At 68.0% G+C, this 13320-nt stretch carries 16 protein-coding genes; 7 read left to right on the top strand and 9 right to left on the bottom strand.

The features are described from left to right. Window positions 1–744 carry a general secretion pathway protein GspB gene (locus KF796_11710; protein ID MBX3587299.1) on the top strand — a complete coding sequence of 248 codons (744 nt, stop codon included), beginning with the start codon at window positions 1–3 and terminating at the stop codon, window positions 742–744. Between the two features lie 72 nt (window positions 745–816). Here the strand turns inward: KF796_11710 and KF796_11705 are convergent, their stop codons facing one another. From KF796_11705 to KF796_11680, 6 genes are all read right to left on the bottom strand, one after another. Further along, a complete protein-coding gene (locus KF796_11705) occupies window positions 817–1680 on the bottom strand; it encodes a hypothetical protein (protein MBX3587298.1) in 864 nt (287 codons plus the stop codon). Between the two features lie 16 nt (window positions 1681–1696). Continuing rightward, entirely contained in the window at window positions 1697–2230 is a 534-nt protein-coding gene (locus tag KF796_11700) for a hypothetical protein (protein ID MBX3587297.1), read from the bottom strand. A gap of 166 nt (window positions 2231–2396) precedes the next feature. Then, window positions 2397–2681 carry a hypothetical protein gene (locus KF796_11695; GenBank protein MBX3587296.1) on the bottom strand — a complete coding sequence of 95 codons (285 nt, stop codon included), beginning with the start codon at window positions 2679–2681 and terminating at the stop codon, window positions 2397–2399. After that, entirely contained in the window at window positions 2681–3433 is a 753-nt protein-coding gene (locus KF796_11690; GenBank protein ID MBX3587295.1) for a glutathione S-transferase, read from the bottom strand. The genes KF796_11695 and KF796_11690 overlap by 1 nt, the downstream gene beginning before the upstream one ends. Before the next feature lie 10 nt (window positions 3434–3443). Next, a complete protein-coding gene (locus KF796_11685) occupies window positions 3444–4676 on the bottom strand; it encodes an MFS transporter (GenBank protein ID MBX3587294.1) in 1233 nt (410 codons plus the stop codon). A gap of 56 nt (window positions 4677–4732) precedes the next feature. Further along, window positions 4733–5020 carry an AraC family transcriptional regulator gene (locus tag KF796_11680; GenBank protein MBX3587293.1) on the bottom strand — a complete coding sequence of 96 codons (288 nt, stop codon included), beginning with the start codon at window positions 5018–5020 and terminating at the stop codon, window positions 4733–4735. A 72-nt stretch (window positions 5021–5092) separates the two neighbouring features. Between KF796_11680 and KF796_11675 the strand changes: the two genes are divergently transcribed. The 5 genes from KF796_11675 to KF796_11655 are packed head-to-tail and all read left to right on the top strand — an operon-like array spanning window position 5093 to window position 8753. Further along, entirely contained in the window at window positions 5093–5557 is a 465-nt protein-coding gene (locus KF796_11675) for a hypothetical protein (protein MBX3587292.1), read from the top strand. Next, window positions 5554–6228, top strand: coding sequence for an ureidoglycolate lyase (locus tag KF796_11670; protein MBX3587291.1), 675 nt, complete (start codon window positions 5554–5556; stop codon window positions 6226–6228). Before KF796_11675 ends, KF796_11670 begins: the two co-directional genes overlap by 4 nt. Continuing rightward, window positions 6228–7049, top strand: coding sequence for an alpha/beta hydrolase (locus KF796_11665; GenBank protein ID MBX3587290.1), 822 nt, complete (start codon window positions 6228–6230; stop codon window positions 7047–7049). Before KF796_11670 ends, KF796_11665 begins: the two co-directional genes overlap by 1 nt. A gap of 48 nt (window positions 7050–7097) precedes the next feature. Continuing rightward, window positions 7098–7310: a hypothetical protein gene (locus tag KF796_11660; GenBank protein MBX3587289.1), complete on the top strand. Its 213-nt coding sequence runs from the start codon at window positions 7098–7100 to the stop codon at window positions 7308–7310. A gap of 21 nt (window positions 7311–7331) precedes the next feature. Further along, window positions 7332–8753 carry a beta-lactamase family protein gene (locus KF796_11655; GenBank protein ID MBX3587288.1) on the top strand — a complete coding sequence of 474 codons (1422 nt, stop codon included), beginning with the start codon at window positions 7332–7334 and terminating at the stop codon, window positions 8751–8753. Here KF796_11655 and KF796_11650 read toward each other — a convergent pair. The 3 genes from KF796_11650 to KF796_11640 all read right to left on the bottom strand — a co-directional run bounded on the left by KF796_11650 (window position 8741) and on the right by KF796_11640 (window position 11914). Continuing rightward, complete coding sequence (locus KF796_11650) at window positions 8741–9598, bottom strand: mechanosensitive ion channel (GenBank protein MBX3587287.1); 858 nt, start codon at window positions 9596–9598, stop codon at window positions 8741–8743. The genes KF796_11655 and KF796_11650 overlap by 13 nt on opposite strands. A gap of 70 nt (window positions 9599–9668) precedes the next feature. Then, the gene (locus tag KF796_11645; protein ID MBX3587286.1) at window positions 9669–10832 is read right to left on the bottom strand and encodes an acyl-CoA dehydrogenase family protein; all 1164 of its coding nucleotides are present in this window, start codon (window positions 10830–10832) and stop codon (window positions 9669–9671) included. Then, on the bottom strand, window positions 10829–11914 hold the full coding sequence (locus tag KF796_11640; protein MBX3587285.1) for a membrane dipeptidase: 1086 nt from the start codon (window positions 11912–11914) through the stop codon (window positions 10829–10831). The genes KF796_11645 and KF796_11640 overlap by 4 nt, the downstream gene beginning before the upstream one ends. A 114-nt stretch (window positions 11915–12028) precedes the next feature. On the opposite strand from KF796_11640, the gene KF796_11635 reads away from it, so the two are divergent. After that, window positions 12029–13234, top strand: a complete 1206-nt coding sequence (locus KF796_11635; GenBank protein MBX3587284.1) for an acetyl-CoA C-acetyltransferase — start codon at window positions 12029–12031, stop codon at window positions 13232–13234. Window positions 13235–13320 lie beyond the last annotated feature (86 nt).

The raw sequence follows: 13320 nt of genomic DNA, 5'->3' as shown, positions 1-13320 counted from the left end.
ATGTCCTACATTCTTGACGCCCTCAAACGCGCCGACGCCGAACGCGAGCGCGGCCAGGTGCCGGGCCTGCATGCCCAGCCCATGCCCGTGACGCCCAAGGCCCCCACCGGCATGGCCGCGCACTGGCGCTGGCTGATCGGTGCTGCCGTGGTGGTGGCGCTGGCCCTGGTCTCGTGGCAGATGAGCCGGCGGGAAGCCGCCGCGCCCGTGGTGACGGCGGCGGCCCCGGTGCCTGCGCCTTCGCCCACCGCGCCGCCTCCCGTGGTCGCGGCCACCGAAGCAGCCACTCCACCGGCCACAGCAGCGCCCGCCCCCCCCGAACCCGCGCCGCCCGCCAGGCCCAAGCCCAAGCCCCCGCAACCCGCCAACCTGCTGCCGCGCCCCGTGGTGCCCAAGCCAGCCCCGCGCAAGGAAGACAAGGCGCCGGCTGCCCCTGCGGCGCCCGTCACAGCAGCCGTCACAGCAGCCGGCACCGCCAGTTCCGCGGCTGCGGCGGCACCCCCTGCACCCGAGCCACGCGTCTACGCCATCAGCGAGCTGCCGCAGGACGTGCGGCGCGACCTGCCCAAGCTCGCCGTGACCGGCTCGGTCTATTCGGCCAACCCGGCCCAGCGCATGCTCATCCTCAATGGCCAGGTATTCAACGAAGGCGGGCACCCCACGCCCGACTCGGTGCTCGAGCGCATCGGCCCGCGCAGCGCCGTGCTGAGCTTTCGCGGCATGCGCTACACCCTGCCTTATTGATCAAAAGTGGCTGGAGTCCAGAGCGGGCGGCCACTTTGTGCTATCAATAGCAGAGCAAACAGGGAACAGGCCTCACTCTTTTGACTGGTTCGCCAGCATGGTGACGTAGGCCGAGTCGTCCTGCAACCGTTGCAGGCTCAGGCTGCTCGCCCGATAGGCCTTGGGGTTGGCGCCAAAACCCTGGATCAACTCGCCCAGCGCTGCCTGCGCCTCGGTGTAGATGCCCGCCTCAATCTTGTCGAGCGCCACCCGGTAGCCCACCTGCACATCGCGGACGTTGAGGTCGGCCAGCGCCGTCTCCACCATGGGGCGCTGTACCTTGTGGCTGGCATAGAGCCGGGCCCCGCTGGCTGACCCCATGTCCTTGAGGATCGCCTCCAGATGCCGGCGGGCATCGCCACAGGTGTCGTACGACAGCCTCAGGCAGGCCTGCTGCAGGCTGCGCCCGTAGTTGTAGCGCAGGATGGCTTCGTAGTCGTCCAGCGGCGGATTGCCCTTGCGCTGTTCATCCTGGTGGAAGGCCAGTTCAAACAGGGCCAGCCCCTTGTCGATCTCGCCCCGGTCCAGCCGCCCCACGCCACCCCAGAGAAACTGGATGGTGAAGCTGGACGGACGCCGCTCAACGGCAAACTCGTTGACGGAGCGGGTCTTTACGCCCGGGCCCTTGATGCTGATCTGGCGGGTGCCGTACTCCTGCCCCGCGTTCACGCCCAGGCGCACTTCACGCACCGCCGGCTTGAACGTCACCGCCGCGATCTGGCCGGACGTCGCCACGTTGGGCTCGTCATCATTCACCATGATCCGCAGCGCGGACGGCGTCAGGCGCGTGCCAGTCCCCGCGTCCGCCACGGCAAAGCGGTAGGACGTCTGGGCCGTCGCCGCGTCGGCCAGGACCACCAAGGCAAGGGCAAGCAGGAAATGGGGGTAACGATCCATACGCATGTCCTGCTCCTCAGGCCTTCGGCCGCCCCGTCAACGCGGCGGAGGCCGCCGGCCGCAGCGCGATCCCCAGGACCAGCGCGATGTAGGTCAACGACTCGCGGGCATAGGCCAGCGCGGTGTCTCGATAGACCTCATACACCGCAACACCCTTGCCACCCACCGTCACGAGGTGGCGGCGCAGGGAGACCTCGCGCATCTCCACGAGGCCGTACAGGACCGTGGTGGCCAAGAAGAACACCAGGAAGACGAGAAAAATTCCCAGCGTGCTGCGGGGGATGGGCTGGTCCGGCTGCCGGTCTTTGACGGCGTAGGCCATCACAAAGGGCACGAAGATCGCGCCCATGGTCGAGCGCACCGTGTCAAAGAAGGGCCCCGCAATGGCCCGGGCGAAGCCCAGAATGCCATCGGCGTCATTGAGGAAGGTGTCGGTGCGGATGGACACCCAGTAAATCACGAGCACCGGCAGAAAGTAGACCAGCAGCAAGGGATAGGTGATCACATGAAGTGACCAATGAACGGAGCTTGCCGGTGCGGTGGCTGACATGGGACCCCCTGAAGCCTGAAAGGCTTTGAATCCTATCCACGGATCGTCGGGCCGGCCTCCCCCATTCTGGGGAGAACATGCATCAAAAGTGCCTGGAGTCCAGAGCGGGCGGCCACTTTGTGCTATCAATAGCAGAGCAACCTGGAGGGGCGCCCGGCCCGGCAGCTCAGTCCGGCGGATCGGTCAACCAGCGCACCAGCCGCGCTTCGCAGGCCTTGAACACCACGTAGGCCGCCATGCTCAGGTAGCCCGTGAACAGCACCTCCAGCAGTTGCTGCGCACCCCCGTCCATCAGCGCCTGCCAGCCGTTGTCCACGATCAGGTCGAAGTTGGCCTTGGCGATGAACAGCAGGTTGAGCGAGCTGGCGCCAAACACGAAAAAGCTCAGGCCCAGCACCCCAAAGGTCGCCCAGCGGCGCGACAGGATGGTGCGGTGGAACCAGGCTTTCATCACCCGTCCATGCCCGGATACCGCCGGAAGATCCCGTCTTCATTGAACGCAATGCGCCGGTCGCTGGCCAGGTAGGCGGCCACGCGTTTTTGCTGCGGCACGGCGGCATGCAGCGCGCTCACCCGCGGCGCTTTTCTGAGCGCGCGCCGCGTGGCCTTGGGGAAGGCATAGAGCAGGCCCTCCACCAGCTGGAACAGCGACAGGTCCACATAGCCCGGCCTGGCGCCAATCAGGTGGGGCACCTCCCGCCCCGCATTGCGCGGGTTGCGCGCCAGCACCGCCTCAAACCAGGCCAGGTACTTGGTCATGCGCACGGTGCGGAACGACTCCGCCGCGCGGCGCGCCTCGGGGATCTGGTCTTCGTAATACAGCGCGGTGCTCAGCGGGTGGTGGGTGTCGTGGGCTTCCTTGGCCATGTCGGCAATGGTCAGCTGGATCTGGTGGGCCCACAGGCGGTCGGCCTCGCTCTTGCCCACCAGGCCGATGCGCGGGCCCAGGTACAGCAGGATGGCCGCCGTCTGCCCCACCACGAGCTTGCCGTCCACCAGCAGCGGGCAGGCAAAGGGCGGGCGCGCCACGCCGGGCCCCTGCAGGTAGTGCATGAGCGCGGGCAGGCCCTGGCCCTGCTCGGGGTCGCCGCGGGCCACGTCCACATAGGGCGCGCCGGCCGCTTCCAGCGCCAGGCGCACAAACTCGCCGCGGCCCTGGATGTGGGGCCAGTAATGCAGTTGGTAGGGGGTGATTGAGGCCATGCAGGCGAATCTACTCCAGTGGCGGCGGCCGTGGGGTCAGGCGGTCACGCTGCGCCAGCGGCCGGAACAGCCGCAGCCACAGCAGCGCCACCGCGATGGTGCCCAGCCCGCCAAGCACGGCCGAGCCCACGGGCCCGAGCAGCGCGGCGGTGGCGCCCGACTCAAATTCGCCCAGCTGGTTGCTGGCGCCAATGAAGATGGTGTTGACCGCCGCCACCCGGCCGCGCATGGCGTCGGGCGTTTCCAGCTGCACCAGGGTCTGGCGCACCACCACGCTGACCATGTCGGCCGCGCCCGAGACGCCCAGCGCCACCAGCGACACGGCAAAGCTGGTGGACAGGCCAAACACCACCATGCAGCCACCAAACAGCGCCACGGCCGCCAGCAGCTTGCGGCCCACGCGCTGCTCCACCGGCCAGCGCGCCAGCAACAGGCCCACGGCCAGCGCCCCCACCGCCGGGGCCGAGCGCAGCAGGCCCAGGCCCGAGGGGCCCACATGAAGGATGTCCTTGGCAAAGATGGGCAAGAGCGCCGTGGCGCCGCCCAGCAGCACGGCAAACAGGTCCAGCGAAATGGCGCCCAGCAGCACCGGGCTGCGGGTGATGAAGCGCACGCCGGCCAGCACCGTGTCCACGGTGACCGGCTCGCGCGGCGGCGGCACGTGCACATGGCCAATGCTCAGGCAGGCGGCCACCGCCAGGCCCGACAGCCCCAGCGTGGTGGCATACACCGCGCCCGCGCCCCAGCCAAAAATCACGCCGCCCAGCGCGGGCCCGCCAATCACCGAAATCTGCGTGCCTACCGAGCCCAGGGCCATGGCGCGCGCCAGCAGGCCCGGCGGCACCAGCGAGGGCAGCAGCGCCTGCTGCGCCGACATCTGGAACGCGCGGATGCTGCCCAGCACCAGCGACACGCCCAGCAGCAGCTCGCGCGAGACCCAGTGCTCCTGCGTGCTGGTCATGAGCAACAGGGCCACGCCCGTTTGCGCCGCCAGGCAGGCGGCCACGATGCGCGCGCGGTTGTGCCGGTCGGCCACATGGCCGGCCAGCAGCGACAGCAGCAGCGCCGGCGTGAACTGGAACAGGCCCACCAGGCCCAGGTCCCAGGCGCTGCCGGTCAGGCCATACATCTGCCAGCCCACGGCCAGCATCAGCATCTGGCTGGCCGTGGTGCCCAGCAGGCGGGTCACCCAGAGCCGGACGAAGGCCTGGTGCCTGAACAGCGAGGTTTGTGAGTCAAAAATGGCTGGAGTCCTTGCCTGGCGGCCACCGTCAGCTATGGATTTGGTAGCAAACCGGCTCAGCCGGCGCGCCGCGCCACCCAGTAGCTGGCGCCTTGCGCGCCATAGCGCTCGGCATGCGGCACCAGGGCGGCGAGCTCAAAGCGGTCTCCGGGCAGCAGGTGGCGCGTGGCCTCGCCCACGGTCAGCCACATCTCGCCCTGCGTGACCAGGGCGCTCGCGTCGAACGGGTGGGTGTGCGTGTCCACCACGGTGAGCGGGTCCCACTGGCGCTCCAGCACGGTGTCGTAGCCGTTAGCGCGGGCAGCGGCTTCAAAGTCGGCGAAAGTAATACTGAGGGTGGACATGGTGCTGAAATTTGATGAGGGATGGACTTGACTGTAGACGTTTGACCCATTCCCTGCAGCAGAATCAGGTGCATGAATCCCGCGCCCGTGATCGTTCTGCAGTTCGGACCGCAGGCCCTGCGGGTGAGCGTGCCCGCCACCGGTGCCGTCCACAGCCTGCCGCTGGGCACGCAGGACTGGGGCACGCAGGCGTTTCGGCACAACCCGCCCACGCCCGGCGAGCTGGAAGAAGCCATCATGGTGGTGGAAGATCTTGTGATGCCGCTGCTCAAACAGCTGCCGCCGCAAGGCGCGCTGCAAACGCCAGACCGCGCGGTGCATGATCTGGCGCGGTTGCTGGGGCAGCTGGGACCCCTGCCCCTCAGCTTGTCTATTGACCAGGTCGAGCGCCTGTTTGAACAGCTCAGCGCCGTGGCGCTGGGCCGGCCGGTGGCCTCGGGCGGCGTGCCCACCGACGCGGCGTTTGCCGCCGTGGTGCTGGTGCTGCGCGAGTTCATGCACCACCTGGGTTTCACCCACATCACCGTCACGCCATGAAGCCCGTAGCCCCTGCCCCGGCCCCCGACTACCTGAACCCCAAGCTGCCCGCTGGCCTGGCCACCGTGCGCATCCCCGTGGTGAAGGCCACGCCCGACAGCCTGCAGGGTTATGGCCTGCTGGTGGACGACCCCAGGCAACACCAGGTCGAAATCGTGCGCTGGCCGGCCCAGGGCTGGCGCGGCGTGGACGTGGACAGCGGCGACGAGGCCGGCACCACCCAAGGCACTTTCATCAGCGAATGGGAAGGCGACATCCTCTACGGCAGGAACGACGCCGTGGGCGGCCACTACATCCTGGGCTACAACACCCTGCCCGAGCACGCCGACACCGCCCACCGCCGCCCGCCGCAGCGCCTGATGCTGTGGCACTGCAACTACCACCCCGACGGCGGGCAGATGTTCTTCCCGCTCGAGCCCGGCCCCTTCCTCGTGCCCATGGCGCTGCCCGGCGACGACGTCAAGCCGCAGGACTTTGTGTGCTTCTGGTTCGAGGGCGGCCATGGCCTGCTGATGCACCCCAACGTGTGGCATGAGGGCGTGTTCGCCACCCAGGGCCGGCGCAGCTTCTACGACGAACAGGGCGCGGTGCATGCGCGGGTGTCGGTCAACTTTGCATCCGAGTTTGGGTGTTTGCTGGAAATGGGGCTGGCCCCCGGAAAGGAAACGTGATGATGCGTGCAACCCTGCGTCGGGTCCTGGGGTCGGCCTTCACGGCACTGTTGCTGGCGGTCGGCGGGTGTGGCGGCGGCGGGGGCGCCTCCACCGACACCGCAGCCGGCGCGACCGGGCAAGTCAGCGCCTCCACCCTCAAGTCGGCGGAAAACGGCTACGTCTACACCCTGCAGACCTTCCTGCCAGCCTCGTACGCCACGGGCACGGCGACCTTGCCCGCGATTTACGTGACCGAGGGCGACGCGCCCTATGGCGGCACCCAATCCCGCTTCGAGGTGTTCAAGGAGGTGATGCAGCGCCGCGGCACCCAGGCCATCCTGGTGGGCATCAGCGGCACGGAGCGGCGGACGGTGGACTTCCTGCTGCCCGGCGCGCAGAGCTACGTCAACTTCATTGCGAAAGAGCTGGCGCCCGCCATCGAGCGCCAGTACCGCGCCGACCCGGCCCGCCGGGCGCTGTCGGGCCTGTCGCACGGCGGCTACCTGGTGGTCGCGGCCCTGGTGCTGGAAGGCTCGGCCAGCAACCTGAGCTTTTCACACTACCTGTCCACGGACTCGAGCTTTGGCGGTCATGGCGACGTGGCAGGTTTTCTCAACTACGAAAAGCAGCTGGACGCCGCTGGCAAGCCCCTGCCGGCCACCCTGTTCCTGGCCGGTTCGCGCAACGCCAACGGGCCGGTGGTGGTGGCGCCGCTGTATGCGCAGATGGCGTCGCACAACCACGCCGGGCTCACGCTGCTCACGGCGCAGTACGACACCACCCATGTGGGCTCCGACCTGCCGGCCTTCGAGGAGGCGCTGACGCGCTTTTTCCCGTAACGGCGGCTAAGATGGTCGTGGGCAACCCGCCCGGCACTGGAGCAAACCATGACCCTCGACGAGTACAACAACGCGGTGAAGAACATCATGTCCGAACAGCAGGCCCTCGCGCAGCAGACGGCGCAGCTGGCCATGTCGGGCCAGGCCAACCCCACCAGCCCCGAGTTCTCCAAGATCATGACCAAGCAGTGGGCCCTGATCCAGCAGATGGGCAAGCTCAACACCGACCTGATGCTCGGTGTGATGAGCCCGAAGAAATAAGGCCCCGCCGGGGCGCGCGCCATGAAAAAAGACGCACACCCCGCCTGGCTGCGGGCAGCCCTGGGTTACATCCCCCAGTGGCTGGCCTTTCAGGTGGAACGCTACAAGCAGCCCGGCTGCACCCTGGCCATCGCGCAGGGCGGCACGCTGGTGGCCGAATGGGCCTTTGGCAAGGCCAACCTGGCCACCAGCAAGCCCCTGACGCCGCGCCACCGCTTTCGCATTGCCTCGCACTCCAAGAGCTTCACGGCCGCGGGCGTGCTGCTGCTGCGCGAACAGGGCAAGCTCGGGCTGGACGACCCGATTGGCCTGTACGTGAATGGCCTGCACAAACACCTGGCCAAAGCCCGCATCGGCGAGCTGCTGTCGCACGGCGCGGGCGTGTCGCGCGATGGCGCCGACAGCGGCCAGTTCTCTGACCGGCGGCCTTACCTGTCACGCGATGAGTTGCGCGCCGAACTGGCGCACAAGCAACCGCTGGAGCCCGGCCTGCAGCTCAAGTATTCCAACCACGGCTACGGTCTGCTAGGCCTGATGATCGAGGAGATCACGGGCACCCCATACTGCGACTGGATGACGCAGCACGTGATCGCGCCCGCCGGCCTGACCGAGACCGTGCCCGACATGCCGCTGCTGCCCAAACGCGCGCCCATGGCCACCGGCCACAGCGCGGAGTTTCCATTTGGCCAGCGCCTGATCGTGCCGGGCGACAATGCCTGCAACGCGATTGCGTCGGCCGGCGGCTTTGTGTCCACCGCGGCCGATGTGGCCTGCTTCTTTGCGCAGCTGGCGCCCGACTGCAAGTCCAGCATCCTCTCGCCCGCCAGCCGCCGCGAGATGATGCGCCGGCGCTGGCGCGATGAATGCAGCATGGTCGAGGGGCATTACGGCTACGGCACCATGATGAGTGCCCCCGGGCCCAGGGAGTGGTTTGGCCACACGGGCGGCCTGCAGGGCTTTGTGTCGCGCACGGCGCGCTTCACGGCGTCGGGCTTCACCATCAGCATCCTGACCAACGCGCAAGACGGCCTGTCATACCTCTGGGTCGACAGCATTGCCAGCATCCTGGCGGCGTTCAAGGCACATGGCGCGCCCGGCAAGCGCGAGGCCGGCTGGGCCGGGCGCTGGTGGAGCATGTGGGGCGCGATCGATCTCGTGCCCATGGGCAAGGTGGTGTGCCAGGTGTCGCCTGCCATGAACCCGCCATTTGACGCGGCCACCCCCGAGTTCAGCCTCACGGGCAAGGACCAGGCGCTGATGGGCAAAACCTCGGCCTACAACGGCCCCGGCGAAACGGCGCGCCGGGTGCGCGGCGCCGACGGCCAGCCCGCCGAGCTGTGGCTGGGCGGCAGCCGCCAGGTGCCCAAGGCGGTCATGCTGGCGGAAACCAGGGCACGCTACGCCAGCGCAGTGCGCGCCGGGCGCAAGGCTCAGCCCGCCTGACCGGGCGCCGCCGCGCCGCCCACTTGGTAGTGGTGCACGTCGCGCTGCGGGAACGGGATGCTCACGCCGCCGGCCTCCAGCGACTCCTTGCAGCGCTGCACCAGATCGAGCTTGGTGGCCCACCAGTCGCCGCGCGCGGTCCAGACCCTGAACAGGATGTTGACCGAGCTGTCGCCCAGCGCCTCGACCTTGATCAGGGGTGCCGGGTCGTCCAGGATGCGCGGCTCCTCGGCCGCGATCTGCCGCAGGATGCCCAGCGCGGCATTGATGTCGTCGCCATAGCCAATGCCATAGGTCTCGTCGATGCGGCGGATGTCCTTGTCGGTCACCGACAGGTTGATGATGGTCTGGCCCCAGATCTTCGAGTTGGGCAGGAAGGCACTGGGCCCGTCGGGCAAGTGCGCGCGGCACACAAAAAAGCCCAGCGCGTCAATGATGTAGACATCGCTGTCCAGCTTGACGGCATCGCCGATCTTGAACGGGCGGAACACCAGGATCATCACGCCCGCCGCCACATTGCTCAGCGTGCCCTGCAGCGCCAGCCCAATGGCCAGGCCCGCGGCACCCAGCAGGGCAATGAGGCTGGTGGTTTCCACGCCAAAGCGGTTGAGCACCGCGATCAGCGTGAACGCCATCACGCCCACGCGCACCGCCTTGCCCGGCAGCGGCTGGAACACCGCGTCGATCTTGCCCGAGCGGTGCATGGCCCGGTCGGTCAGCCGGGCCAGCCAGCCAGCCAGCACAAAGCCGGCGATCAGCGTGATGATGGCCCCGAGCACGTTCATGCCGTAGCTCGCGAGCAGGGCCAGAAGGACGTCCGTCAGTTGGTTGGCTTTTTCGTTCATCGCAACATGCTAGGCAAGCCTGCGCGATGCGTCTGTAGGACAGGGCAGGCAATGCCGCCTGCAGTGCCGCTTATTTGCTGCCCAGCCCCATGGCCCGCGTGATCACCTCTTTCATGATCTCGTTGGTGCCGCCGTAAATGCGCTGCACCCGCGCGTCGGCGTAGGCGCGGGTGATGGGGTATTCCCACATGTAGCCGTAGCCGCCGTGCAGCTGCACGCATTCGTCCATGACCTTGCACTGCAGGTCGCTGCACCAGTACTTGGCCATGCTGGCCGTGGCGGTGTCCAGCTTGTCCTGGCAGACCAGCTCGGTGCATTTGTCGATGAACACCTGGGCAATCTGCACCTCGGTCTGCAGCTCGGCCAGCTTGTAGCGCGTGTTCTGGAACGCGGCCACGGGCTGGCCAAACACCTTGCGCTCCTTGACATAGGCCACGGTCTGGTCGATGGCGGCCTGGGCCGCGGCAATGGCGCCAATGGCAATCTGCATGCGCTCCCAGGGCAGCTGCTCCATGAGGCAGATGAAGCCCTTGTTCTCCATGGCCTCGCCGCCCAGCAGGTTCTCGGCCGGCACGCGCACGTTGTCAAAGAACAGCTCGCTGGTGTCCTGGGCCTTGAGGCCCAGCTTCTTCAGGCGCTTGCCCTTCTCGAAGCCCTTCATGCCGCGTTCCACCAGCAGCAGGCTGGTGCCCTTGCCTCCCGCCGTGGGGTTGGTCTTGGCCACCACGATCACCAGGTCGGCATGCCAGCCGTTGGTGATGAAGGTCTTGCTGCCGTTGAGCAGGTAGCTGCCGTCAGCCTGCTTGATGGCGGTGCTCTTGATGCCCTGCAGGTCACTGCCCGCAGCGGGTTCGCTCATGGCAATCGCGCCCACCATCTCGCCGCTGGCCAGCAGCGGCAGGTACTTGGCCTTTTGTTCAGGGGTGCCGTAGTGCAGGATGTACGGTGCCACGATCTCGCTGTGCAGGCTGTAGCCAATGCCCGTGAGCCCGCGCGCGTTCAGCTCCTCGAACTGCACCACGCTGTAGAGCTTGTCGGCGCCCGAGCCGCCAAACTCCTCGGGCATGGTCATGCACAGGAAGCCATTTGCGCCGGCCTTGCGCCAGACCTCGCGGTCCACATGGCCCTGCTCCTCCCAGGCCTCGTGGTGGGGCGCAATTTCCTTCTCGCAGAAGCGGACAAAGCTGTCGCGGAAGGCTTCGTGGTCGGGGGTGAAAAGGCTGCGTTCGATCATGGTCTGGCTCCGTTCATGGCTTGTCTGACGATGCGGGCATAGTTGCCCATAAAGACGTTGTGCAGCACGGCCTCGGGCAGGCCACGCTGGGCGAGGTTGTCTGCCACGTCGCGCAGGTCCTCGTAGTCGTTCATCATGCGGTTGGGCCAGACGCCTTCCATGTCGGTCCCGAAGGCCACATGCTCGGGCCCCACGAGATCGCACATGCGCATGATCTCGTCGGCATAAGTCCGCTTGCTGTTCACCGGGTAGCCGGGGTCGTTGCCCAGCCGCAGGCACCACAGGCCGATCGCGCCGCCGCGCGCGGCAATCTTGCGGGCCTGTGCCAGCGGCAGCGAACGCGCCAGGTAGCCGGCGTCGGCCGGCGCCCCGCCGCTGGGCGATATCCACGAATGCGACCACACCACGGCCGCGTCAGACGCGTCCAGCGCACCATCCACCACGGCGGCGGTGCTGTGCGCCAGGTCCACCACCATGCCCAGCCGCCGGCATTCGGCCACCACGCGCGCGCCCAGCGGCGTGAGCCGCGCGTGCGCCGGCTCGGCGGTCTGGTGGTCGCCCAGCGGCGAGTGGATGTAGTGAACCAGCTGCATGTGGCGCACGCCCATGGCGTGGGCCTGGGCCAGCCGCTCGGGCTGCCCTTCCAGAAAATTGGCGGATTCGCAGGCCAGCACCACATGCGGTTCACCGGCCAGCGCGGCGTCCAGGTCGGCGGGCGTCAGCGCCAGCGGAACCTTCCATTTCTGGAGCCGGCCCGCGTAGTCCTTCATCAGGGCCTGCCACTGCGCCCAGATCTCGCCGGGCTTCGGCTGGGCTACCTGGGTCAGTCGCCCCGAGGCCGCAATCCAGGGCCGGTCATCCACCACGGCCCAGGCCATCAGGGCCACCCCGTTGTCGCGCAGGTGGCGCCCCAGGTCCAGGCCAAAGGGGCGCGGCAGGAACATGCCGTAGTGCGAGTGCATGTCGGCCAGGCGGGGCTTGCCCCCGCCTGACGCGGCGGGCGCCTGCGCCAGCGCCGCGCGGCCGCCCAGCGCCGCAGCGGCCCAGAGCGCAAATTCGCGTCGACCGATCATGGGTTTCATGGGCTTGCCTCCTGCGGGTGTCACCATTTTTACAGAGCAGATGCTTGGTGAAATGAATATACTGCGTTCTGCCCGGCCAGCCTGCGCCGGGCGCGACTTTTTCAGGAGACGGTCATGACCGAAGCTTTTGTTTACGACGCCATCCGCACCCCGCGCGGCAAGGGCAAGAAAGACGGCAGCCTGCACGAGGTCAAGCCCGTCAACCTGCTGGCCGGCGTGCTGACCGAATTGCAGCGGCGCAATGACTTTGACACCGGCCAGGTCGACGACGTGGTCATGGGCGTGGTGTCGCCTATCGGCGAGCAGGGCTCGGTGATTGCCAAGGTGGCCGCGCTCAAGGCGGGCTGGGACTTCCGCTGCTCGGGCGTGCAGCTCAACCGCTTCTGCGCCTCGGGCCTGGAGGCCGTGAACATGGCCGCGCAGAAGGTGCGCAGCGGCTGGGAAGACCTGGTGGTGGCTGGCGGCGTGGAGAGCATGAGCCGCGTGCCCATCGGCTCCGACGGCGGTGCCTGGGCGCAGGACCCTGAAACCAACAGCGCCACCGACTTCGTGCCCCAGGGCATTGGCGCGGACCTGATCGCCACGCTCGAAGGCTTCACGCGCGACGACGTGGACGCCTTTGCCATGGAAAGCCAGAAGCGCGCGGCCAGGGCGCGCGAAGGCGGCTTTTTTGCGGGCTCTGTGGTGCCGGTCAAGGACTTTCTGGACCAGACCATCCTGGCCGAGGACGAGTTCATCAAGCCGCGCACCACCATGGAAGGCCTGGCCGGCCTGCGCCCTGCCTTTGAGCAACTGGGCGCCATGGGCTTTGACCAGGTGGCCATCAGCCGCTACCCGCAGGTCGAGCGCATTCACCACGTGCACCATGCGGGCAACTCGTCGGGCATTGTGGACGGCGCGGCCGCCATCCTGATCGGCTCCGAGGCCGCGGGCAAGACACATGGCTTCACGCCGCGCGCGCGCATTGTGGCGGCGGCGCTCAGCGGCGCCGACCCCACCATCATGCTCACCGGCCCCATGCCCGCCGCGCGCAAGGCGCTGGCCAAGGCCGGCATGACGATCGACCAGATCGACCTGTTTGAAGTGAACGAGGCCTTTGCCGCCGTGCCCATGCGCTTCATGAAGGAGATGGGCGTGCCGCACGACAAGGTCAACGTGAACGGCGGCGCCATTGCCATGGGCCACCCGCTGGGCGCCACGGGCGCGATGATCCTGAACACGCTGATCGATGAGCTGCACCGGCGCAAGCTGCGTTACGGCCTCGCCACCCTCTGCGTTGGCGGCGGCATGGGCATTGCCACCATAGTTGAACGGGTCTGACGACCCTCCCCCCGAAGCGGCCTGCGGCCGCCTCCCCCCAGAGGGGGGCGCCTGCCGCGGCCCGGCAGAGCCGGTTCCACGCAGGC

Origin of the sequence: Ramlibacter sp. (assembly GCA_019635435.1) — a bacterium.
Lineage (GTDB): Bacteria > Pseudomonadota > Gammaproteobacteria > Burkholderiales > Burkholderiaceae_C > JAHBZM01.
Note: the sequence above shows the minus strand (reverse complement) of the source record. Positions and strands in the feature narration are given on the sequence as shown.